The sequence below is a fragment of the Kordiimonas aestuarii genome, assembly GCF_025574465.1.
Lineage (GTDB): Bacteria > Pseudomonadota > Alphaproteobacteria > Sphingomonadales > Kordiimonadaceae > Kordiimonas > Kordiimonas aestuarii.
The window spans coordinates 1-22240 of record NZ_JAOBPP010000003.1 but is presented as its reverse complement, the minus strand read 5'-3'; the positions used below and the strand labels follow the sequence as shown (position 1 = coordinate 22240).

Genomic DNA, 22240 nt, shown 5'->3' with positions numbered 1-22240 from the left:
TAGGTCGTAGACTCATAATTTTTCAACCAGATACAGACTGAAGCCAGTTTTACAGCGGCGAGGAAATTCTCCGGGTTTTTGTCATAGCGCGTTGCAATGCCCCGATAGTGCTTGAGCTTATTGAAGAAACGCTCGACGAGATTACGGTGTCGGTACAGCCATTTACTGAAGGTAAAGGACTGCTTGCGGTTGGCTTTTGGCGGAATATTGGCCCAAGCTCTGCGCGCTGTGGTGAAGGCACGAAGCGCGTCGGTATCATAGGCTTTGTCAGCGAGCAAGATCGCTTCCTCCTTGATGTCCTCAATCAGATCAAGGGCCGGTTTGCTGTCGTGGGTCTGTCCAGCAGTCAGCGAAAGCCTGATCGGCAGACCATCCGCATCGACGAGGGCGTGGATTTTGGTGGTCAGTCCACCCCGGGAACGGCCCATGCAGCCATCGTCCTGATCCCCCTTTTTGCCGTGGCCCCTTGTTGATGCACACGGACACAGCTGCTGTCGATCATAATGATGTCACCGTCATGGGCTTTGCTCACCGCCTCGAACAGTCGGTCCCACACCCCGGCCTTGCGCCAGCGGACAAACCGGTTGTAGCAGGTGGTGTAGGGACCATATCTTTCGGGAATGTCTGCCCACGGCGTTCCCGCCCGAAAGCGCCACAAGATGCCGTTGATCACCCGGCGGTCATCCACCCTAGGCACCCCGCGCGGCTTGTTCGGCAGCAAAGGCTCTATGATCGACCATTCATAATCTGTCAGTTCATACCGGCGGCGGCGCATCAAAACCTCCTCAATGATTTGAGAAGCGTTGAATCATATCTTCGCCTGTTTGGGAATCCCTTTTATGAGTTTACGGCCTAAAATAATTAGCCATATGAGGGTCACATAAACGCTTATCAGTTGATTGATTTTTGAGACAGAGTAGGGCGCCGAGGTTGTCAGGAAGTCTAATACCTCTTTGTCCTTACGGGGTATCTCGCTAAATACGGTTTTATAAAGAGGACCTATAACTGGGTCCTCCAGCATATCGACATGCTGTTCCCAGTTCTGCTGCCAGTGTTTTGAGCCTCGATTAGCTAGATACCAACCAAGCGAGAATACAAGGCCCAGACCACCTAACAACGTTTGCAAAAAATGCATATCGGCATTGGAGCTCACTCCAAAACCGGTAAATATCGCTGCAATGATGGCCCAAAAATACGTGGTCCGCTTCCAGTAGAGCTCGATTTCAAATTTACGAATGTCAAGTGCGTACTTCAGTGCTTCTGTAGCTTTCACATGCTGTAATCCGTCGATGTGTTTCCTTTGAAAATTTTCGTAGTATTTGGTTCTATGTTTGTCCTCGGCCAAAATGTTTCCCCCAAAAAAAACCGTGAAAGGCGACTAATACTATCACTGCCTGTAATCCAGAACTAGATGCTTGAGGGGGTACCTCAGTTGTTCAATAGTGAACTGATGGTGGGTATTTTACTCAACCCTCCCGCAGCACATCCGCCAGCCAATCCAGAAACGCCCTTAATTTCGCCGTCTCGAACCGCCGCTCGGGGTATATGGCATAAACCGGGTGTTCCGGCCCCTGCCATGCGGGCAGGAGGCAGGTGAGGGTGCCATCCCGCAGTTCATCGCGCACATACATTTCCGGGATCATGCCAACGCCAAAACCGGCGGTCAGTGCGTGTTTGATGGCGATGGACGATGACACCTTGTAGCGCCCCTGCACGGGCACATGTGCCGTCTCGCGCCCGCGTATGAACGGCCATTCGGCACTATGGGTGGAAAGTGAGAAGGCCACCATGTCGTGCCGGGCCAGTGCTTCCGGGCTTTCCGGCGTGCCGTGTTTTGCCAGATACGCGGGCGCGGCGCACACCACATGGTTCATGCTCATCAGTTTTTTGGCCATCAGCGAGCTGTCCTCAAGCCGGGCGCTGGCACGGATGGCGACGTCATAGCCTTCTTCAACGATGTTGACGATGCGGTCCTCAAGGGCGAGGTCAAGCGTGACATCGGGGTAGGCGGCCAGGAATTCGGGGATGCGGTCGGTCAGTTGCGTCAATGAGAAGGTCAGCGGCGCAGACACGCGCAGATGCCCGCTGGGCCGGGCTTTCATTTCGCTGACCGACTGGTCGGCCACGGCAAGGCGGTCCAGCACGCGCACCACGCTTTTGTGGTAGGCCGTGCCCGCTTCCGTCAGGCTCATGCGGCGGGTGGTGCGGTTGATCAGCTGCGCGCCCAGGTGTTCCTCAAGCGCGCGGATGTTTTTGCTGATCGCGGCGGGGGAGAGCTTCAGGCGCCGCGCAGCGGCGGCAAAGCTGCCCAGCTCCGCCACATGGCGAAAGATGGTGATGGCGGTCAGCTTGTCCATGATGTGTCGTCCCATTATTCACGTTTGGTTAATAGTGATAACACGATTATGCATGTTTAAATTATAAGCGCAAAGGCTTAGCTGATACATGCCACCGGGTAACACCCCGGCGGCACACAGAACCCAACCATAAGACAGCGAGCCTGACCATGAGCAGCCACACGAGCACGATCAAACCGGCGGCCTCTCCCCCCAACCCGGCCCCTGATCCGGGCGCTGCGGCACAGTCCCTGTTGCCGCGACCGGTGCTGATTGCGCTTTTGCTGGCGGCGAATGGTTTCCTGCTTGCGCTCACGCTTATCCTGTCGCGCACGGCGCAAGGCATGGGGCTTTCCCCCGTGACCTATGGTTTCTGGATGAGCGTGGGCGCGGCTTTGCTGCTTTCGCTGCATGCCGGGCGGCACCTTGCCGATTTGCGCCAGCCGAAGATGGCGCGGTACGCGGGCTTGTCGGGCCTGCTGTCGCTGGCGGCGCCGCAGCTTCTGATGTTTACCGTGCTCACGCATATTGGCGCGGGGCTGGCCAGCATTGTGTATGCTTTGCCGGTTTTGCTGACCTACCTGTTCGCCCGCGCGCTGGGGCTTGAGGGCCGGGACGGCGTGCGCATGACCGGTGCGATTGTTGGCACCCTTGGCGCGACGCTGCTGCTTATGCCCACAGACGGCGGCTTGCCGCTTGACGTACTGCCGTGGATGGCGCTCGCGCTTTTGGTGCCGCTGATCCTCGCCTCAGGCAACATCTACCGGGCGGTGGCGTGGCCCGAGGGCGCGCGCCCCAGTGTGCTGGCGGCGGGCTGTGTGGCGATCTCGGTGGCGTTCTTCGGTGTTGCCAGTGCACCTTTTGGCGCGGACCTCAATATGTTTGCGGTGGAAGGTGTGTGGCCCTTTGTGCTGGTGCAGGCTTTTGTCTCCGCCGGGCAGTTCCTCGCCTACTTCGCCTTGCAGCGCGTGGCGCCGCCGGTGATCTTCAGCCTGATCGGCCAGCTCGCACTTGCCTTTGGTCTGCCCATGGGCGCGATTTTCCTGGGTGAAAGTTATACGCCAGTCACCTTCCTCGCCGTGGGGCTGATGGCGGTTGGGCTGGTTGGCGTGGTGGGCGGACCCATCCTCAAGGCGCGCCGCACGGGCAGACTTTAGGGGGCCGACTTTAAGGGGCACCAGCCGCCGCGAAAAAGCACAGAAAGTGTGTTTTTACCCTTTATAATAGAAATTATTCGCCGTATGCTCCCATTGGCTGTTCTGATTATTACCATTAATAGTATTTCAGCAATCCAAGGGGGCTATTATGGCGTATCCTACGTCCGTTAACGACCAGATTACCGACAGTGTCACCCAGTCAAACGTGAAAGTGGTGGGCGAAGCGCCTGCGATGGCCATGGGCTCGCTTTATCAGGCGATGTCGCATGCAACCGGTGTGATGTTTGAAAACGCCGTCAGCGCGCAGCAGCAGATGAACGTGGCGGCCGAAGCGGCGACGACGCTTGCCGTGTCCACACTTCTCAAGACAAACACTTAATCCCGACCGACATTCATTTGAAAGGATAGTCCCATGGCGCTGCCAACAGCCGTTAACGGACAGATCACCGATGCCATCACCCAGGCCAACCTCACCACGCTTGGCCAGACACCCAGCGTGTCGGTCGGGGTGCTGAGCCAGTCGCTTAGCCATTCGCTGAGCATTCTTTATGCCAACGCCGTCAGCGCGCAGCAGAATATGAGCGTGGTGGCGCAAGCGGCCACAGCCCGTGCGGTGACAGCGCTGACCGGCGCGGACCCGAAGTGAGGCCGCGCTGATGGCAAGCAAACCCAAATCAACGGCTAAAAAAGCGGCGCCCAAAAAAGCACCGGCCAAAAAAGCCAAAACCGGCACAACCACAGCCAGCCCAGCCGCAGCCAGCCCAGCCGCAGCTAGTAAAGCATCGCCCCAAAAGGATGCGGCCAGGCAAACCAGCGCGCCTGCCGCCCCACCCCCGGCGCCCGAGCCTGACCCACGCGTGGACCAGGCGGCCAGGAGGGCGGATGTCGCCGCGATGGAGGCCGAGGAAGCCGCCTCCCGTGCGGCAGACCTGTTGAAGGAAGCGGAAGAAGAAGCGCTGGAGGCGGCGGATAATCCTTCGCAAGCCACCTCTGGCGGTGATGGCGGCGATACACCGCTGCTGCGGGAAGAAAACGCGGTTGACGTGGCCCTTGGCGCGCTGTGCCAAAGCTACAGCCATGCGCTTTCGCTCGCCTTCCATGACGCGGTGACCGAACGCCAGCGCCGCAGCGCGCTGGTGCAGGCCGCCCTTGCGCATGCGGTTGAGGAAATCAGCGTCACCAAGCCCGATGACTTCGAGGGCCGCATGACGCAACTCAAGGCCGGGCTGGATGTGCTGGACGCCCCGAACGGCAAGGATATGGCGGCTTATGCCGGTATCACCCGTGAGTTCAAGGACGCGGCCGAGCAACTGATGAAACTGCGGGATCAGCTCAAGGGCTGATCCCTTCCCTCTGGTAAAGTGAGGCGTTATTCCCTATCTATTATCAGGAAAGGGGCCTCTATGACTGAGCAAAATAGCAGCACGACACCACCCAAACCCGCCCGTTCGCACACCGAAACCGGTGTTGGCGTCGGCGTTGCCATTGGCGTTGCACTGGGTGTGGCCATGGGAAACGTCGGTCTGGGTATTTGTATCGGCCTCGCTGTCGGCGCTGGCGTGGGGTGGACCGCCACCCGCAATGCCCGTAACAAGACCAGCGACAAAGCGCCGGGCACAGACAACGACCCGCGCGAGGGTTAGGCGCTCAGCCGCGCCGGTTCCGCATGAATGGTGCGTAGCCCAGCGATGCGCGGGAGGAGGACAGCACGATGGATGAAGACAACGACAAACCGGCCTTCCCGAAAGGCCCACGCTATGTGCCACCAGCCGAGCGCGGCAAAGCCGAAAGCGCGGGCGAGACTATGTTCGCGCTTTTTATCGGCATTGGCGTCGCCCTCGGCACGACCTTCGGTATCGCGCTCGATAATATCGGCCTTGGCATTGCGCTTGGCGTCTCTATCGGGGCGGGGCTTGGCATCGCCATGTCTAAAACGGCCGGGGCCAGGGAAAAGGACGGCGAGCAGGGCTGACCCCTCACGCCACCCACATCAGGTAAGCGCTTGAAAGCGTGATCCACGCGGCGGCGAACAGCTTCAGCCGCCGTGCCCCCAGATAAAGCGCAAAATATTTCGCGATGGCACCACCCAGCACCGCGCCGGCGATGAGGAACATCAGCAGCCCCCATGGCTGTGGGTCGGTCATGATATGGTGCGACACCCCGGCGAGCACCGACAGCGCGCTGACCATCACCGCAGCGGCCGCCGCTGTCACCAGCGGGAAGTTGCGGATAAACAGGTAAAGCGCCACCAGTTCCCCCACACCGACGGAGAAAAATGCCGTCGCCATTCCACCAATACCACCAAGGACAGCCAGCACCGCATAGTCGCCGCGTGTGGGCACAAGCCGCACCGCCACATGCCGTGGCCCCACCAGCGTGGTGAGAAGGAGCGTAAGGCCAAGGCCGATCGACAGCGCCTTGAACCAATAAAGCACCGCGTCGGGCGGGGCATCAAATATGGCTTGCGTCAGCGCAAGCGCGGGCAGGGCGGGGGCAAGCACCAGCGCCAGCATGGAGAAAAATGCGCGCGGCGGCACGCCGGTATCGGGATTTTTGTGGTCATAAATGCGCAACAGCCAGCTCAGGGACCCGGTGGACATGCCAAACGACTGGATGATGAAACTCATGCCGACAATCTGGCTGGCGGCAATGGCGACAAGCCCGGCTTCGCCCAGATATTCAAACGCGGGCAGGAACACCACCCCGCCGCCCACGCCGGTGGCGCTGGCGATGGTCGCCGCGCCAAGGCCAACAAGGAACAGCAGGAAGGCGGTGATGCCCTCTGCCGCCCCGGCAAGCCCGGCTGCCAGCACAAGGCCGTAAGCCCCGGCCAGCGCCAGTGCACCAAGGCCGATAACACCCCACATCCGGCGCGGTGTGTTGTTGGTCTCAAGGGCAGTTTCAGGCAGGGGTGTGTGCATTGACGGGCTCTGAACTCATGATCACGAACAGTCGCCGCATCTTGGCACACGCCTGCACCCGCCGTCATGTGGAAAACCCCCAGAGCCTCAACTCTGGGGGCGTTTCTTACTCGTCCTTAACCAAAAACGAAAAGAATTGGGCGTTGCGGGGGTAAATCCGCTTACCAAGTCGCTTGTTCCACACGCTACGTGCGAATACGCGCTTGAAGCCCGGAGGTGCTGGAGGGAATTTATCCGTGAGCATCTCTTGTCTCCAATATTGCAGGCCCCTTGACACCTGACTTGGTAAATGCGATTCTTAGCGTGCGAAACTAGTCGATTACCAAATCGGCTTCTCACATAGTGGCCCGTGTGCCCGTGAGAAATATTGAGGCTCAACAGTGTCAGCTGTTGAGCCTTTTTATTCCACCCAAATTGCGTCAATCTGAGTTTTGATAACCTCCTTATCTGCGTCAGAAAAGTCCTCGGGGATAGTTAGCCAAGCTTTTCGACCTTTTGGTAAGCGTATTGGTATTGAATCAAGAGCCACAGGAACCTCTGGGGAGCCATTAGCTGGTTTTTGTTTTATGTCTTCGGAGGTCAGGTCGTCTGAAGCTGGGGGTGGAGTTGTCTCGGCCTTATCTTCTTTGTCCAAATTGTTAGGTGTAAGGCTGTCAAGAAAGCTAAGAGATTCCCGAAACACTTTAATAACTAAATCAGCTTTTTGGGGATCAACGAACCCCACCTCTTTCAACAAGAACATCTTTACGACAGCGTCCGCAGGCACATTGCCGTCGAATTGATCCAGAATTGATTTAAAGACCATAGGAGCCTCAAGAAATGCCTTGGCTACCTCCCACTTTACAAATTCATCCGGAGCGAACGTGAAATCTTGCAGTGCCTCAGTTACCGCGATTTTCCCCTTACCTTTTCCTTCAACTATTCCGTAATATCGTAACGTGCCGATTTTGGTCTGGGCTGCACCGTTACGAGAATCTTTATATCCTAAAGCGACCGCTGCAACATCGACATCGACGGTGCTGCAGCGGGCTTCAGTATATATTTGCATTCCGTATTCCATCGCTTGCTGCAGAGGGAATACTGGTGTCCTAGGATTTTTCGTTCTGTCGGCCATGTACTTCTCCATTTGTTGCAATTTTAGTTAAATGGAAGTTTGTGGTCAACTTTTTTTTGGAAAATTTAAGGTTAAAAAAATCAAACAATTGATTTTAAATATAAATTTCGATCTTTTTGATCTTGTTATTTAACTAAACCCCTTTAGCTCCGCCTGCATGTTCGCTCTGGCTTGTGCCTCGAACCGTTCGTGAAACCATGGTGTCAGGTAGATATGCTTGCGCTTCAGGCAGCCCTTGAGGAACTGTTTGCGGCCCATGCCGAAGCGCCAGTCACTGATGTGGCCAAACTCGCGCCTTACATCGGCGGCGTAGCGGATGTAGCGGCCCGGCGGGCTGCCGAGGATGGCCATGTCCAGGTCAAGGAAGGCCATAACATCCGGGTCTGTGGATTTGTGGTCCTTGCTGGCGTGAATGGCGGTGATGACGTGGGCCTGGGCGTCATCTGTCAGGCTGAGGCGCGCCATGGTCCTTGTTGCCAGCCGTGCACTGGCGGCCTCGTTATCGCCGTCCCCGGGGGTATAGACAGCATCATGAAACCAGATGGCGGCGTCCAGCCATGGGCTGTCGATCCCCGCGTCTGTGGCGAGGGTCAGCAGTTCGTCCACATGCTCAAGCGTGTGGTAGAAGCGCTGTGGCTCGCTCATCCTTGTGCACAGGTCGTTATAGACCATGATGCTGTTCTCATGCGCGCCAAAGGCTTCGCACCAGCGGGCGCGGCGGGTATCGTCTGTCATGACGGGTGCATGGGCCATGGCCACAGTATGCACCCAAAATACCGCCGCGCCTAGCATCTCCGGCGTGGGCCACGGGGGGGCCGGGTCGTGGGGGCGGGGCCTATGTGTCGGCACCGACCTCCCGCATGGGTTTGACCGCCAGCGAGACAAGGGCCGTAAGGCTGAGCAGTATCCCGCAGGCGATGAAGAAGGTGACGATGTCCATCTGGCTCAACACCCAACCCGCGGCGGAGGCCGAAACCGGCGCCATGCCCATGACAATGAACATGAAAAAGCTCATCACCCGGCCCATTTGCGCGGGCGGTGTGCGCGCCTGCAACCATGAGAAGATGCGCACCTGCACGATGCCGCCCAGCATGCCGGCGACCAGCATCAGCGCACCGCCCGCAAAGGTGCTGTGCACAAGGCCAAAGGCAGCGACCAGCAGGCCGATGACGATATCGATCGACAGGAAGGTTTGCCCCAGCGTGCGGAAACCAAGCTTCAGCCCCGCGCCCGCGATGATCACGCCAATCAGCACACCCGCGCCGTGCGCCGCCATGATGGTGCCGAAGGAAGCGGCGCCGCCATCAAGGTTGCCCTCCGCAAACACGGGCAGGCCCACCTGCATTGGCCCGACCACAAAAACCTGTATCAGCGCCATATAGCTGAACAGCAGGCGCAGGTCTTTGTCTTTGAGCAGGCCCCTGATGCCTTCGAACAGCAGTTTGAGCACACTGGAAGGGGCGGGGGCGTCCCCACCCTCATCACGCCCGCGTACCCTGACCGCGATGAGGGTAAGGCCGGAGATGAGGAAGCTGAGCGCATCGGCGGCAAACACAATGGCAAGGCCGGTGGCCTCCGCCGCCAGGTTGCTCGCGGGCGCGGGGTTGCCGCCGAGGGCAGGGGCACCAAGGCCGTCGGTGCCAAAAAGTGCGATAACAAAACCGGCGATCAGTGGGCCGATGAAAAAGGTCACCTGCCGCATGCCCATCATCAGGCCGTTGGCCTGTGGCAGTTTCTCGCGCGGGACCACAAAGGGCAGGATCGACGTGCCCGCCGGGATGGCAAAGGCGCTCGCCAGCCCGATGGCGGCGGCGAGGATATAAAGCAACGGCAGGGTCAGCCCGCCGGTATAGACAAGGCCCGCCAGCACGCCCAGAAGCGCGGTGTTTATATATTTCGACAGCACCAGCACGGATTTGGGCGAATACCGGTCAACAATTGCGCCGCCCAAGAGGATGAAGGCCGCGCGCGGGATGCCGACAACCGCCAGCACGAAGCCAAGCGCCATTGGGTCGCCCGTCAGCTTGAGCGTAAGCCACGGCAGGCCGATGAGCGTGAACTGGTCCCCCACCATGGAGATGAAGCCCGACAGCATCAGCCAGAAAAAGTTTTTATTCCTGGGCTGTGTGTAGCGGGTTTGGGCGGTGCCGGGGGGTGGCCCGGGCTTGAGTGTTTCCTCAGCGGTCATGTCCTGTTTCCTTCAAGGTGCCGACAAAGTCCTGCACGGCGGATTTTATGGTTCTGGTGGTGGTGTCGGGGTCGGTTTCCTTGAAATCACCCGCCGACAAGTGTTCAGCCAGCTTTTCAAGCCAGTCAAGCTCCACGCGCTGGTGCGCGGCGGCGTTTTCAAGGCCAAGGCGCATGCCAAGGCTCAGGTGCGGGCCAGCGGCCTTGAGGAAGGCCTCTGTCGCGGCGAGGTTCTGGCTGATTTCAGCCGCGCGGTCCGTGACCGTGTCTGCGGCGTCGCTCTGGTCTGAAAGCGGCAGGAACAGAAGGGCGGGGAACAACGGGTGATAGAACTTCTTGTTGCCCGCAAGCGTTTCTCCCATCAGGTCAAGGAAACGGGCGCGGCCGTCATCCGTCAGGCCATAGATAGTGCGCTCGGCCCGGCCGCCGACACTTTCGCGCCCGCGTTCCTCGATCAACCCGTCTTTCGCCAGCTTGCGCACCGCGTAATACAGCGTGCCGACGTCAAAATCGATGTAGGCTTCCGCATGGGCGTTCTTCAACCGGCGTTTGATCTCATAAGGGTGCATGTCGCCCCGGTGCAAAAGCCCCAGAATCAGGATTTCGGCTTTCATGGTTCTCCTCGTTTCGTGATGTGTATAGTTTAATTAAACTAGTTTGATTTGACTAATATGGCCGGTATGCCGTTTTGGCAAGCATAATCTTAAGCCTGGACTTAGAAATCCTGCGTTTAATTCCGCGCGCGGCGTGCCCATGTGGAAAAACATGGGGTTCGTCATGATCATGCGAGGAAGAGGAGGCGACCATGTCGCGCGGGGAAGCAGTAACCGGGGATGGCTATCATCTGGCCCAGTTGAATGTGGGCAAAATACTTTATGCCCAGAACAGTGAAGAAATGTCAGGGTTCGTGAATGCGCTCGATGAAATCAATGCTCTCGCCGAAGCCTCGCCCGGTTTTGTCTGGCGGCTCAAGAGCGACGCAGGTAACGCCATGGACTATACCGTCATCGATGATGAGACGCTCGTGAACATGAGCGTGTGGGAAACCCGCGAAAGCCTTTTTGAATATGTCTACCGGTCCGCCCACACGCATTATCTGGCGCGGCGGAAAGAGTGGTTCCATATGCCGACGGAAGGCCACATGGTGCTGTGGTGGGTGCCTGCGGGGCATGAGCCGACGCTTGAGGAAGCCGAGGAACGCCTGACCTATCTGCGGGACCATGGCCCGACGCCGATGGCCTTCACCTTCAAGCGGGCCTTTGACTGGGACGGCGAGCCATTGCCAGCGGCGGCGGCCATGGCGAAAGCCTGACAGCAAAAGGGTGAAACGGGTGTGCGCCTGTGATAGAATAGGGGCTCTGGCGGCCCCTTTTTGCTGGCTGTATCGCGCCGCCCGGCACGCCGCACAGATATCGCACACATCCCGCACAGGTTTCGTACAGATTTCGGCATTTTCCGCCCAGATTTTGTGCCCGGATTTTGTGCCCAGATTTTGTGCCCATATTCCGCGCCAATGTCGCTCTGATTCCGCGCCATTCCGGGCAGGTATGGCCGGGTTTGGCAGCCTGATTTTCATCACGGCAAAATGATTTTCCCGTGAGGCCCGGCGTGATTAGGCTGTCTCATACATACCATCCATGGATGAAGAGGAGTGGGGATAGATGAAAAAATCACTTAAATTGATGACTTCAATAATTGCTGTAAGCTCTTGTTTTATCACTTTTACCGGTGGTGTGGTGGCGGAGCACCACGGTAAAGCGGCGATCGAGGCTGCGGTCGCGCATGCTGATCGTACAGCGGAAGAAAAGGCCCGTGACGCCAACCGGCATCCGGTCGAAGTGCTTGAATTTGCGGGTATTGAGCCAGGCATGACCGTGCTCGATATCAATTCCGCCGGTGGCTATTATACCGAGATTCTCTCCCACGCTGTCGGGCCAAACGGCAAGGTTTATGCCCACAATGGCCCGGTTTACTGGGATTTTGTCAAGGACAGCGTAAGCAAACGCTATGAGGGGCGGCTCGGGAATGTTGAGCTTCTCTCACCGGAAACCGAAGCCGTGGACCTGCCCGAAGGCAGCGTCGATGTGGCGATCATGGTGCTGGCATATCATGATTTTTATTTCGTGCATAAAGCCCGCGCTGAGCCACAGGCCGATGTAGAATCTGCTTTAGCATCATACTATAAAGCACTGAAACAAGGGGGGAGAATCCTGATCATTGATCATGTTGGACCAAGGGGTGCGGACGCCGCGACGATCAACAAGCTGCACCGTATCGACCCCGACAGGGTGTTCGACGAAATGGCCGCCGCCGGGTTTGAACTCGACGCGGAAAGTGACCTGCTTGCCAACCCCGAGGACGGCCCGACCGAAAGCCCGTTCCGTAAGGATATGCGCGGTATGACGGACCGCTTTATGCACCTTTACGTGAAACCATAAACGTCGTTTAAGTTTCTGAAAACAAAGAAAAAATCGCTCTGGGTGGGCGCTTTTTTTGCTTAGAGCCGGCGGATCATATAGCTTGATGTGCCGTCATAGGATGCCAGTTGCCTCGCCAGCACCTCACTGCTGTGGTGACTGAAACCCTGCTTCTGCCAGAAGGGCTCCGTACCGTTGACCGCCACGATGCTGAGCCGCTGATAACCCGCCAGTTTTGCCTGTTTTTCTATGTCCTTGAGCGCCTTTTGCGATGCGCCGGTGCCGCGTGCTTCAGCCGCCAGCGCGATATCATGGATATGCAGGGTATCCGTGTGTTCAGGCGCGGTGCCGATCAGTTTGTTAAGTGCTGGCGGCATTTCAAATTCCGCAGGATGTACAAGGGTATAGCCGAACAGGCCGCGGGCCCCTTCAAGCACCAGGCAGCCTTCAGGGAAGAAGGTCCGGCGTTCGATAATGACATCATCGTCTTCGGGGTGGTCTACATGAATGACGGCGGCAAGGGCGATCACCTGCGGCATGTCAGTGTCTGTCATTTTGCGCCACTGCATGGCTTTTTCTCGTAATTTCAATTGCTTAAGGGCAGGGGAATGTCAGATCGTTGTCGATATGGTCAAGTGCCTTCAGCAGGTCCTTGTCGAGCGTGATCTCGGTTGCGGCCAACAACTCGTCCAGCTGCTTCACCGTCGTCGCGCCGATGACAGCCGACGTGACAAAAGGCTGGCTGAGCACAAAGGCAATCGCCATCTGCGCGCCTGAGAGGCCATACTCGCGGGCGACCTCAACGTAACGTTCTGTTGCCTCGACGGTTTTTTCGGTCCAGTAGCGCGGGAACTTGTCGTTCCAGAGCGTCATGCGCGCGCCCGGCGGCCGTTTGCCGCCCATGTATTTGCCGGTCAGAACACCAAAGGCCAGCGGCGAGTGTGCCAGAAGGCCGACCTGTTCGCGGATGCCGATCTCAGCCAGGGCCACCTCATAGGTGCGGTTCAAAAGGCTGTAGGGGTTCTGGGTTGAGGCAATGCGCGGCAGGCCAAGTTTATCGGCGAGCGACAGGCAATGCGTGACGCCCCATGCGGTTTCGTTCGATACACCAACCGCGCGCACCTTGCCAGCGTCAACCAACTCCTTGAGCGCGCTGAGGGTTTCCTCAAGCGATGTTGAAGTGCCATCGTCCAGATGCCGGTACCGCAGGTGACCAAAACAGTTGGTTGGTCGCTCTGGCCAGTGTAGCTGATAGAGGTCTATATAGTCGGTTCTGAGCCGTTTCAGGCTGGCATCGCATGCGGCGTGGACCGACACGCGGTCGAGCTTGGTGACGCCGTCATGGATGTCGGGCCGCATATAGCTGAAGTTACGGCCCGCGCTGGCCACCTTGGTCGCGAGCACAATGTCATCGCGCTTGCCAGAGGCTTCAATCCACGAGCCGATAATTTCTTCCGTCCGACCGTATGTTTCGGCGCGGGCGGGGACCGCATACATCTCCGCCGTATCAATGAAATTGACACCCGCCGCCAGCGCGCGGTCGATCTGGGCGTGGCCCTCGGCCTCGGTATTCTGTTCACCCCACGTCATGGAGCCCAGGCATATTTCCGAGACACGAATACCGGTTGTGCCCAATTCACGATAGCGCATCGGGTTTCATCCTTCTGGCGGAAGAGGTTGAAATTATGCGGCTTTTACGCCTTTGTCTGCGAAAAGCTGCTGCAGTTCACCACTTTCGAACATTTCGCGAATGATGTCGCAGCCACCGACAAAGTCGCCCTTTACATAAAGCTGGGGAATGGTCGGCCAGTCGGAATAGGCCTTGATGCCTTCGCGAAGGTCGAAGTCCTCAAGCACATTATAGCTTTCATACTTCACACCAACATGGTTGAGCACCTGGGCGACAACGCTGGAGAAGCCACACTGTGGGAAAATGGGGGTGCCTTTCATGAACAGCACCACATCGTCTTTGTTTACATATTCGCCGATACGGTCATGAACCGATTGATCACTCATCACGGATATCCTTTTACATTGCGCATTTGCGCTAGAAATAAGACGCTTTTGGCCAGATGCCAAGGGGAGGCGTCAAATTATGATGTTTTTAGTCCGGTTTGAAGCAATCGCCCTATTCCGGAACACTCGTTTGAAGGGCAAGGGCGTGCAGTTCACCGCCCATGCGGCCCTTCAGGCTTTTATAGACCATCTGGTGCTGCTGCACGCGCGAGAGACCACGAAAGCCCTCGAACACAACATGGGCGGCATAATGGTCGCCATCGCCACGTAAATCCTCGATCCGCACCTCGGCACCCGGCAGGTCTTCCTTGATAAGTCGTTCAATTTCTTCTGCGATCATGGCCATATGTGGTCCCCTCGATACTGAGTTGCAGCCGCTGCCGCGTTATTTCGCGTGCACTATAACAGCGTTATGTCAGCTGCGTCATCCTTTTGCGTCGCTCTTTCATACCGGCGTCACAATTTGCTGGCAATGTCCGCGTTGATCACAGCCTAAATTTTTTCTAGGTGTGTGCCTGATGGGTTGACACTATTCTATATGAATTATAAGTGTACCGAAGACATTTAAGGTGGCCAGTATGGCTGCGGGGGTCGGTTTGAGGCGTGACGGCCAGCTTTATTCGCTGGTTGCCTGACCGAAATTTCAAGGGAGCAGCTGACGATATTCCAGCTTTATTCCTTTATTTTTACGATCTGGGCTGGTGATTTTTCACCGGCCCAATTCGTTTTGGGTTCCGGCGCATTTCCTGTTGACGACGAGCCACTGCTATTGCTCTTCTGGTTATGGAAGGACACCATTGCATGCCCGAAGCAAAATGCCTGATTATCACCACCCATTACAAACCGCTGGTTGGCGGGGCGCAGTCGGTTTACGACGCGCTGGCGAGTAAGTTGCCAGCACGATTTTGCGTGCTGACCGCGCGCCGGGATTATGCCCGGGGTACGGCGGTGGCAGGATGCAAGGCGTTCGATGATTCAGCGCTTTATGACATTATTCGAATTCCCCGCATGAGGCCGGACCTTCTTGGCCCCAGCCCGGGGCCTGTCACCCGCGTCGGTAGCCATATCGCCGCGCGGCGGATCACGCGGGAGGTTCTGAAAGCCACCAAGGACACGATTGCACGCACAGGAGCCAACATTGTCTGCATTGGTGCACTTGACGCGCTGGGCTGGCTTGTGGGTGAACTGAGGGAACACCCCGACATCCGAGTGGTCGTCTACACCCACGGCGAGGAAATTTCCCAAAAAGCCTATAGCGGCAAGGCGGAAGACGCTCGTGGCCAGGCGCTTCGGGCTGCTGACGCGGTGATCGCCGTCTCGGGGTTTACCGCCAGCCTGATCGCGGAAAAATACCAGGTGCCACCTGAGCGGATTAAATGTCTTGGTAACGGCGTGGATATCGAACGCTTCCGGGAGCGCCCGTCGGAAAACGTGCGGGTACCGCTCGGGCTTGGAGCGGGGCCGCTGGTATTAGCCGTTGGGCGACTGGTGGCCCGCAAAGGTTTTGACCGGCTGCTGGAGGCGTGGCCCAAGGTCCTCGCAGCTGTCCCTGAGGCACAGCTTGCCATCGTAGGCAAGGGCCCGCTGGAGGCGGAGTTAACGGCAAGCGCGCAAGCGGAGGGCATGAACGGTTCCGTGCATATGCTGGGCCACGTGCCGGATGGTACGTTGCCGTCCCTCTATGCGTCGGCAGATATTTTCGCGATGCCCAACCGCACGATGCCGGATGGGGACACCGAAGGTTTTGGCCTTGTGTTTCTGGAAGCGGCTGCGGCTGGTATTCCCTCGGTCGGTGGCCGTGCCGGTGGCGCGGTCGATGCGATCAGGGATGGTACGACAGGCCTGTTGGTGGATGGGGAAGATACAAGCGCCATCGCATTTGCACTGACGGAGCTATTGACGGATGAAGTCAAGCGGCTTGGCATGGCGGATGCCGCGCGAGACTATGCGATGAGCCAGGGCTGGGCAGACAAGGCTGAAGACCTAGTGGTTTATCTGGACCAATTGCTTGGCTCGGAAAAGAAAAACACAGACGAGGCAAAATCTTTATGACGGGGGAGTGGCACAAACTGGCAGCCTCAGACGGCACGGAAGTGCCGGTCAGGGTTGTTGAAGCAACAGATAGCCCCAAGGCGTATTTTTTGCTGTTACCGGCCCTTGGTATCCCCGCTCGCTTTTATCGTCGTCTCGCTGAAGGGTTGGCAAGCGAGGGGGTCAGCACCATCCTTCTGGAGCAGCGCGGCCATGGGGAAAGCCCGCACAAGCCCGTGCGCGGATCAAAATTCGGCTATTCCGATTTCCTCGACGTGGATATCGCCGCCGCGCGGGAATGGGCCCAGGAACAGGCTGCGGGAAGCCTGTTTTTCCTTGGCGGACACAGCCTTGGCGGGCATCTGAGCTCTATCGCTGCGGGGAGAGACAGCGAGGGTATTGATGGTGTCGTCCACATCGCGTGTGGTTTTCCCTATACCGGGCTTTATACCCGCAGCGCGGCCAAAAAGATCAGGACATTGTGTTGGCTTATTCCGCCGCTTTGCCTGTTTTTTGGTTATTTCCCTGGCAACAGGGTTGGGTTTGGCGGGCGTGAATATACCCGGCTGATGCTGGATTGGCGCGACTGGGCGCTGCACGGCACCTATGACTATGGTGATGTAACAGGCGTGGAAGAAGACATCGCGCGCTATAAGGGCCGTGTGCTTTCCATCAGTTTCGAGAAAGACTTTTTCGCCAGCGACCTTGCGGTTGAATACAGCCACTCGCGGCTCAAGAACGCTACCGTCACCACCATGAAGCTGGGTGAGGCAGAGCAGGGTAAACACCTTGGCCATTTTGACTGGGCCCGAAACCCGGTGGGGGCGGTTGCCGCGATCACGAATTGGATGGCTTCGGGCAGATAGACTTGCCGCAAGGCGACTTTCCCCTAAGTCACGAGGGATGAAGAGGAAAGGGAGCCATCTGCCATGAGCCATATCGACCCCGAACGCGAGCAGTTTGAAGCCTTCAAGGGCCTGCCGCGCGATACGCCAATCAATATGATCAACCTTATCCGCCTGCGCGACAAGGCCGAATATGAAGACGGCACCGAAGCCACGGGCGCCAAGGCCTATGCGACCTACGGCAAGACAAGCGGGCCTATATTCAAGCGTGTAGGGGGCACGATCATCTGGCGGGGTGAACCGAAGCTGGTGCTGATCGGCCCCAAAGACGAAGCGTGGGACCTTGCCTTCATTGCCCGCTATCCGAACGCCGCGGCCTTCATGGAGATGGTTACCGATCCCGAGTACCGGAAAGCCGTGAAACACCGGCAGGCCGCCGTGCTCGACAGTCGCCTTATCCGTTGTGAAGAACTGGGCGGCAGCGGCGAATTTGGCTAAGGCATTTTGCCCACCACGAAAAACCGTGCGCCAAAAAAAATGGGCGCCGCTAGGGCGCCCATAAGTGCGAGGAAAGAAAAGGGGAGGGGTAACAGAATACCCTTTACTCACTACCATTACTCAGAACTGGGAAAGCTTGGGGGGAAGCTTACCCGGCCATGGTGATAACGTCGTCGAACGTCTTGCCGTCGAGTTTGTCACCATATTTGTTGTAAACTGCCTCGGCGAGTTCCGGATCAACCGTGACTTCCGTACCTGGTGTTACCGCAGCTTCGGCATTTTCCATCACCTCACCAGACAGTTTCGCCAAGGCGTCCGTCAGTTCAGCGCGGTCGTCTTCAGAAAGGGACGCACGCATAAAAGCAAGGCTGGTTTTAAATTCCTTGAGCGTTGCGGTTTCCAGCACCACTTGCTGTGTGCTTTCCATCGTGTCTTTCTCAAGTGTGCTTTCCGCCATGACATCACCAGCACCGTTTGGGTCTTGCGTGGTTGCTTCACCGTCACAGGCTGCCAGCATGGCTGCTGCACTGATCGCTGTTATCTTCATCAAACCGTTCATCTCTCGTCTCCCTTTAGTGAGAGGGGTGTCTGGGGCGATGCGGGAGGGGGAGGGGCCCCGCACCGCGCACCAGACGTCGTCTGTAGGTATGATTAAAGCGGAGCGTGGGTCAGGAAAAAATACGGCTTGTGAGGGCTGGGTATAAAAAGCGCATAAGGGCCACTTATGGCCATAATGTATAAGAAAAGGCGCCGCGTGGGCGCCTTGTCGCCGGGCTTGTCCGGCTGTTCCTGGCGGCTCCTTAGTCCTGCACGAACCATTTCAGGGCGCGGTCCCCGTTGGTAGCGAATATCGTTTGCCAATTGCCGTCCCGCAGCTCAACCGTTGCCGGATCTACCGACGGTTTTTGCGCGGTAATCATAGGCATCTGGGCAAATACTTCGCCCTGCAGCACTGTCAGCATGCCGCCGTTCACCACATGCTGTACCTGAGTGCCAGCCCAGTAAACCCGCACCGGTTTGCCACCCAGAACAGCATCAACAAGCGCCTGTTTGGCGCCTTCGGTGGCGTTGCCCGCATCGTCGTGCGCGTAGACAAGTCGCCAGCCTGACGGTGTGCCACCCCTGGCAGTGGCATTGAAGGACAGGGCAAATAGCGCGCCCATCAGGGCGGCGACCATCGCAATGATCAGTGTTTTCATGGCTTTCTCCTCGCTTTCCATGCGCGGAGACTGCCACGGCGTGGCGGGCTTGATAAATCACAAGCCCGTCAGAAAAAAAGGCGCCGAGCGGGCGCCTTTTCCGCCAGTCATGTGTCCGTTACCTACTCGTCGGCCATTTCAAGGATGTCGTCGAAGGTTCTGCCGTCCAGCTCGTCGGCCATGTTTTCATAGAGCACTTCGGTGACGGATTTGCCGTCGCCCATGTTTTTCATCAGGTTTTTGCCCTTGTCCATGCTGTCCATATCCTGCCCGCCGGTGGCTTTGGTAGCAAGGTCACCAAGGGCGGCGGTCAGCCGCGCGCGGTCTTCGCTCGACAGCGAAGCTTTCATATTGGCGATGCTTTCCTTGAAGGCCTCAAGCGAGGAGGTGTCAAGTGTCAAGGCCTCGGCCACCTGTTCCATGGTGTCAGCCGGGCTCATCTCGCCGGTGGCGGGGGCTTCAGGCGGTGGCATGTCATCCGCCTTTTTTTCATCCTTGTTGTCACCGCACGCCGCCAGCGCGAGTGCCGCGCTTATGGCCGTGATTTTGATCAGTGTGTTCATTGTACCGTCTCCCTAGGTTTAAACCCCAAACAGTTGTCTCACTGCGGGCAGATACTGCACCCATCTTGTAGCATAATTATGGCAAAGGCGGTGCTGGCTGGCTGATTATCATTTTGACCACGGGCATTTATCTGCCTAAGCTTTTCAGAGCGGGACTATCAGGGAAGATCAGGGAGGGACACCCCATGAACAAATCACTTTCAGGCGCGGGCCTTTGCACCGCCATTGGTGCCATTCTCGCCATCGTGGGGCTTTTCTCGCCCATGCTTGATATCGGCGGCATGGGCACGGTGGCTTATGCAGATGTCGCTGAGACAGACGCTTATATCATCACGGCCCTTGCGGCCATCGCAGTGGTCGTGCTGTTTTTGAACAAAGCCAAACTCGCACTGCCCGCCGCCTTTGGCGCATGGCTCGTGCTATTGTGGCCCATCCTCAAGAATTTGGGCGGTGATGATGGCGGTGTAATCGGCGAAATCAAGGACATCGTCTCAGACCCCGCGCGCAAAATGGCCGAGGAAATGACCGAAAAGCTGTTCACCAACGTGCTCGACCTCGAATGGGGCGGCTTCGCCCTGCTTATCGGCATGCTGTTGATGCTTGTCGGCAGTGTTGTTGTGTTCGGGAAGCGGTAAAGGATACTCAAGGCGTATTCGATTATTGGGGACGGATAGTTTCTTCTCCCGCGGATTGGGTTACAAATCTTCTGTCAAGTGCAATTAGCTCTTGCATGAATTCTGGACCCTCGGCTGTTACGTGTGCTGGAATCCCATATGCATGAAGTATTCCAATAAAGATTTGCGCAGACCGGACCGAGTTCTTAATTTCCTGGCCCGCTTTGGCATCAGCATTTCTAATGTCGATTTCAGTATCCGCCTCAAGCTCGATAAGCTCTTGAAACGAATCCCGATCATACGATGGAGGAAAAAGTTGGGATTGCTCAAGTGCGAGCGGGACACCTATTTCTTTTATATGGGAAATATAAGTTGCTGAGTCCAAGTAAGGGATTGTTCGCCATATGTTGTTTAATTGTACCTTGAAAGAATAATTTACTGAAACACCGCTTATCCGTAGTAGCCGCTCGTATATATTTACAATGCCAGCCAACAGTATCCACAGTCTGTTTAGATCAGTTATCCGTGGGTTTTGGAATCTCGCTGTTTTCAGCTGCTCTACAAACTTTGGTGCGGATTGGTATGGGGTATGCGCTTCCAGCAAAGCGTATCCTCCATACGAGAAGGGAATTATGAACTCGCAGTTGTAGTTGCGCCGGAGAATGCAGGTTAATGTAAGTCTCTCTGGGTCATTGTTTTTTGTCATACGAGCAATCAAACCCGATGCCGAACTGTAGCAAGCATCAAATAGCAGGGATGTATAGCCCCCTCCGGGGTTGCACATCACATCCCGAAACTCTGCAAATATAGGTGTTTTTATTTCAGATTTATTGCCTATTGAATCGGCGAGGAATAACAACCTGGCATAAGGTTGATCTTCTTCAAATGACTCTAGCTTTGGCGTGCTTTGAATCCACTTTTTGAGATTCTTTGCAACAGTCTCTCGCTTCCCTAGGAGCCTTTCCAGTGAGTGACGATCTGTCTCGGCTATCGGCTCGGAGCTATCCCCTGCGCGCCTAAAAATGCAGCCCGATGAATGTATATGTGGCGTGTCATAGCTTTCCGGCACATATAAACAAACGATGGCTTTATTTGCATCTAGGCCAATATCGTCGTTTGGCCCTCTAACAATTTTTATTTCATAATGACAGCTTGGATTTAGGTGCTCATGAACGCCTTGCCTGATTCTTTGCGTAAGGGTTTGCAAATCCTCAGTTTGGATACCCGGAAAACCACCTGCGACGTTCTCATCTTTCGATTTTTCGTCTATACCAACAAATATCCATCCACCGCTAGTATTCGCCATTGCGGACACTGATTTTGCTATTGATTTAGTATTGGTAAAGACGCGCTTGTATTCAACGTACCAGCCTTCCGAAACACTCCTGAGAACGGCGAGGTCGGATGCTTCTATAGCGGAAAGCTCTTTGTCGAATGGCGTGTACGAGGGCACTTTTTCTCACTTTCTGTATTGCGATGTACGATACTAGGCCGTAAACTCATAAAAGGGATTCCCAAACAGGCGAAGATATGATTCAACGCTTCTCAAATCATTGAGGAGGTTTTGATGCGCCGCCGCCGGTATGAACTGACAGATTATGAATGGTCGATCATAGAGCCTTTGCTGCCGAACAAGCCGCGCGGGGTGCCTAGGGTGGATGACCGCCGGGTGATCAACGGCATCTTGTGGCGCTTTCGGGCGGGAACGCCGTGGGCAGACATTCCCGAAAGATATGGTCCCTACACCACCTGCTACAACCGGTTTGTCCGCTGGCGCAAGGCCGGGGTGTGGGACCGACTGTTCGAGGCGGTGAGCAAAGCCCATGACGGTGACATCATTATGATCGACAGCAGCTGTGTCCGTGTGCATCAACAAGGGGCCACGGCAAAAAGGGGGATCAGGACGATGGCTGCATGGGCCGTTCCCGGGGTGGACTGACCACCAAAATCCACGCCCTCGTCGATGCGGATGGTCTGCCGATCAGGCTTTCGCTGACTGCTGGACAGACCCACGACAGCAAACCGGCCCTTGATCTGATTGAGGACATCAAGGAGGAAGCGATCTTGCTCGCTGACAAAGCCTATGATACCGACGCGCTTCGTGCCTTCACCACAGCGCGCAGAGCTTGGGCCAATATTCCGCCAAAAGCCAACCGCAAGCAGTCCTTTACCTTCAGTAAATGGCTGTACCGACACCGTAATCTCGTCGAGCGTTTCTTCAATAAGCTCAAGCACTATCGGGGCATTGCAACGCGCTATGACAAAAACCCGGAGAATTTCCTCGCCGCTGTAAAACTGGCTTCAGTCTGTATCTGGTTGAAAAATTATGAGTCTACGACCTA

General features: G+C 56.7%; 28 protein-coding genes and 1 pseudogene. 13 read left to right on the top strand and 16 right to left on the bottom strand.

What is annotated here, in order from left to right; all coding sequences use genetic code 11:
* The 3 genes from OEU85_RS00215 to OEU85_RS00205 form a co-directional block, all read right to left on the bottom strand.
* Nucleotides 1-775 (bottom strand): IS5 family transposase gene (locus OEU85_RS00215; protein ID WP_262689381.1). Its coding sequence is split into 2 segments (ribosomal slippage), with 776 coding nucleotides annotated over them: nt 1-460 and nt 460-775; the frame shifts between segments, so codons are not numbered across the junction. This gene is flagged as partial in the annotation.
* 33 nt (nt 776-808) lie between these two features.
* The gene (locus OEU85_RS00210) at nt 809-1345 is read right to left on the bottom strand and encodes a RipA family octameric membrane protein (protein ID WP_262689419.1); all 537 of its coding nucleotides are present in this window, start codon (nt 1343-1345) and stop codon (nt 809-811) included.
* Between the two features lie 121 nt (nt 1346-1466).
* Nucleotides 1467-2357, bottom strand: coding sequence for a LysR family transcriptional regulator (locus tag OEU85_RS00205; RefSeq protein ID WP_262689418.1), 891 nt, complete (start codon nt 2355-2357; stop codon nt 1467-1469).
* A 149-nt stretch (nt 2358-2506) separates the two neighbouring features.
* On the opposite strand from OEU85_RS00205, the gene OEU85_RS00200 reads away from it, so the two are divergent.
* The 6 genes and pseudogenes from OEU85_RS00200 (at nt 2507) to OEU85_RS00175 (ending at nt 5465) form a co-directional block, all read left to right on the top strand.
* Nucleotides 2507-3493, top strand: a complete 987-nt coding sequence (locus tag OEU85_RS00200; RefSeq protein ID WP_262689417.1) for a DMT family transporter — start codon at nt 2507-2509, stop codon at nt 3491-3493.
* A gap of 148 nt (nt 3494-3641) precedes the next feature.
* Nucleotides 3642-3869, top strand: a pseudogene (locus OEU85_RS00195) (RebB family R body protein); the annotation flags it as partial.
* A gap of 36 nt (nt 3870-3905) precedes the next feature.
* On the top strand, nt 3906-4139 hold the full coding sequence (locus OEU85_RS00190) for a RebB family R body protein (protein WP_262689415.1): 234 nt from the start codon (nt 3906-3908) through the stop codon (nt 4137-4139).
* A gap of 10 nt (nt 4140-4149) precedes the next feature.
* Nucleotides 4150-4836, top strand: coding sequence for a RebB family R body protein (locus OEU85_RS00185; RefSeq protein WP_262689414.1), 687 nt, complete (start codon nt 4150-4152; stop codon nt 4834-4836).
* Nucleotides 4837-4896: 60 nt separating this feature from the next.
* Nucleotides 4897-5136, top strand: coding sequence for a hypothetical protein (locus OEU85_RS00180; RefSeq protein ID WP_262689413.1), 240 nt, complete (start codon nt 4897-4899; stop codon nt 5134-5136).
* A 68-nt stretch (nt 5137-5204) separates the two neighbouring features.
* A complete protein-coding gene (locus OEU85_RS00175; RefSeq protein ID WP_262689412.1) occupies nt 5205-5465 on the top strand; it encodes a hypothetical protein in 261 nt (86 codons plus the stop codon).
* A 4-nt stretch (nt 5466-5469) separates the two neighbouring features.
* Here OEU85_RS00175 and OEU85_RS00170 read toward each other — a convergent pair whose 3' ends face one another.
* The 5 genes from OEU85_RS00170 to OEU85_RS00150 all read right to left on the bottom strand — a co-directional run bounded on the left by OEU85_RS00170 (nt 5470) and on the right by OEU85_RS00150 (nt 10329).
* The gene (locus OEU85_RS00170; protein ID WP_262689411.1) at nt 5470-6414 is read right to left on the bottom strand and encodes a sulfite exporter TauE/SafE family protein; all 945 of its coding nucleotides are present in this window, start codon (nt 6412-6414) and stop codon (nt 5470-5472) included.
* 400 nt (nt 6415-6814) lie between these two features.
* Nucleotides 6815-7528: a hypothetical protein gene (locus tag OEU85_RS00165; protein ID WP_262689410.1), complete on the bottom strand. Its 714-nt coding sequence runs from the start codon at nt 7526-7528 to the stop codon at nt 6815-6817.
* Nucleotides 7529-7657: 129 nt separating this feature from the next.
* Nucleotides 7658-8281, bottom strand: coding sequence for an HD domain-containing protein (locus OEU85_RS00160; RefSeq protein ID WP_262689409.1), 624 nt, complete (start codon nt 8279-8281; stop codon nt 7658-7660).
* Nucleotides 8282-8363: 82 nt separating this feature from the next.
* Nucleotides 8364-9716 (bottom strand): MFS transporter, encoded by a 1353-nt coding sequence (locus tag OEU85_RS00155; RefSeq protein ID WP_262689408.1) that lies wholly within the window; start codon nt 9714-9716, stop codon nt 8364-8366.
* Entirely contained in the window at nt 9706-10329 is a 624-nt protein-coding gene (locus OEU85_RS00150; RefSeq protein ID WP_262689407.1) for a PadR family transcriptional regulator, read from the bottom strand. Before OEU85_RS00150 ends, OEU85_RS00155 begins: the two co-directional genes overlap by 11 nt.
* Nucleotides 10330-10520: 191 nt before the next feature.
* Between OEU85_RS00150 and OEU85_RS00145 the strand changes: the two genes are divergently transcribed.
* Nucleotides 10521-11027, top strand: coding sequence for a DUF3291 domain-containing protein (locus OEU85_RS00145; protein WP_262689406.1), 507 nt, complete (start codon nt 10521-10523; stop codon nt 11025-11027).
* A gap of 349 nt (nt 11028-11376) precedes the next feature.
* On the top strand, nt 11377-12153 hold the full coding sequence (locus OEU85_RS00140; protein ID WP_262689405.1) for a class I SAM-dependent methyltransferase: 777 nt from the start codon (nt 11377-11379) through the stop codon (nt 12151-12153).
* Between the two features lie 59 nt (nt 12154-12212).
* Here the strand turns inward: OEU85_RS00140 and OEU85_RS00135 are convergent, their stop codons facing one another.
* The 4 genes from OEU85_RS00135 to OEU85_RS00120 form a co-directional block, all read right to left on the bottom strand.
* Nucleotides 12213-12701: a GNAT family N-acetyltransferase gene (locus tag OEU85_RS00135; protein ID WP_262689404.1), complete on the bottom strand. Its 489-nt coding sequence runs from the start codon at nt 12699-12701 to the stop codon at nt 12213-12215.
* A gap of 25 nt (nt 12702-12726) precedes the next feature.
* Nucleotides 12727-13782, bottom strand: coding sequence for an NADP(H)-dependent aldo-keto reductase (locus OEU85_RS00130; RefSeq protein WP_262689403.1), 1056 nt, complete (start codon nt 13780-13782; stop codon nt 12727-12729).
* Nucleotides 13783-13815: 33 nt separating this feature from the next.
* The gene (grxD, locus tag OEU85_RS00125) at nt 13816-14148 is read right to left on the bottom strand and encodes a Grx4 family monothiol glutaredoxin (protein ID WP_262689402.1); all 333 of its coding nucleotides are present in this window, start codon (nt 14146-14148) and stop codon (nt 13816-13818) included.
* 112 nt (nt 14149-14260) lie between these two features.
* Nucleotides 14261-14494, bottom strand: a complete 234-nt coding sequence (locus tag OEU85_RS00120) for a BolA family protein (RefSeq protein WP_262689401.1) — start codon at nt 14492-14494, stop codon at nt 14261-14263.
* A 455-nt stretch (nt 14495-14949) separates the two neighbouring features.
* Here OEU85_RS00120 and OEU85_RS00115 point away from each other — a divergent pair, with 455 nt between their 5' ends.
* The 3 genes from OEU85_RS00115 (at nt 14950) to OEU85_RS00105 (ending at nt 17522) form a co-directional block, all read left to right on the top strand.
* Nucleotides 14950-16200 (top strand): glycosyltransferase family 4 protein, encoded by a 1251-nt coding sequence (locus OEU85_RS00115; RefSeq protein WP_262689400.1) that lies wholly within the window; start codon nt 14950-14952, stop codon nt 16198-16200.
* Complete coding sequence (locus OEU85_RS00110) at nt 16197-17045, top strand: alpha/beta hydrolase family protein (RefSeq protein ID WP_262689399.1); 849 nt, start codon at nt 16197-16199, stop codon at nt 17043-17045. Before OEU85_RS00115 ends, OEU85_RS00110 begins: the two co-directional genes overlap by 4 nt.
* 63 nt (nt 17046-17108) lie before the next feature.
* Nucleotides 17109-17522, top strand: a complete 414-nt coding sequence (locus OEU85_RS00105; protein WP_262689398.1) for a DUF1330 domain-containing protein — start codon at nt 17109-17111, stop codon at nt 17520-17522.
* Between the two features lie 148 nt (nt 17523-17670).
* On the opposite strand, the gene OEU85_RS00100 is transcribed toward OEU85_RS00105, so the two are convergent.
* The 3 genes from OEU85_RS00100 to OEU85_RS00090 all read right to left on the bottom strand — a co-directional run bounded on the left by OEU85_RS00100 (nt 17671) and on the right by OEU85_RS00090 (nt 19284).
* The gene (locus OEU85_RS00100) at nt 17671-18081 is read right to left on the bottom strand and encodes a hypothetical protein (protein WP_262689397.1); all 411 of its coding nucleotides are present in this window, start codon (nt 18079-18081) and stop codon (nt 17671-17673) included.
* 241 nt (nt 18082-18322) lie between these two features.
* The gene (locus OEU85_RS00095) at nt 18323-18721 is read right to left on the bottom strand and encodes a hypothetical protein (RefSeq protein ID WP_262689396.1); all 399 of its coding nucleotides are present in this window, start codon (nt 18719-18721) and stop codon (nt 18323-18325) included.
* Between the two features lie 122 nt (nt 18722-18843).
* Complete coding sequence (locus OEU85_RS00090; RefSeq protein ID WP_262689395.1) at nt 18844-19284, bottom strand: DUF6694 family lipoprotein; 441 nt, start codon at nt 19282-19284, stop codon at nt 18844-18846.
* A gap of 185 nt (nt 19285-19469) precedes the next feature.
* Between OEU85_RS00090 and OEU85_RS00085 the strand changes: the two genes are divergently transcribed.
* On the top strand, nt 19470-19919 hold the full coding sequence (locus OEU85_RS00085; RefSeq protein ID WP_262689394.1) for a hypothetical protein: 450 nt from the start codon (nt 19470-19472) through the stop codon (nt 19917-19919).
* Between the two features lie 22 nt (nt 19920-19941).
* On the opposite strand, the gene OEU85_RS00080 is transcribed toward OEU85_RS00085, so the two are convergent.
* Nucleotides 19942-21351 (bottom strand): AlbA family DNA-binding domain-containing protein, encoded by a 1410-nt coding sequence (locus OEU85_RS00080; RefSeq protein WP_262689393.1) that lies wholly within the window; start codon nt 21349-21351, stop codon nt 19942-19944.
* Between the two features lie 114 nt (nt 21352-21465).
* On the opposite strand from OEU85_RS00080, the gene OEU85_RS00075 reads away from it, so the two are divergent.
* Nucleotides 21466-22240, top strand: a protein-coding gene (locus OEU85_RS00075) for an IS5 family transposase (RefSeq protein WP_262689381.1) whose coding sequence is annotated in 2 segments (ribosomal slippage) — nt 21466-21781 and nt 21781-22240 — 776 coding nt annotated over the 2 segments. Because the reading frame shifts where the segments join, the coding sequence is not laid out codon by codon here. This gene is flagged as partial in the annotation.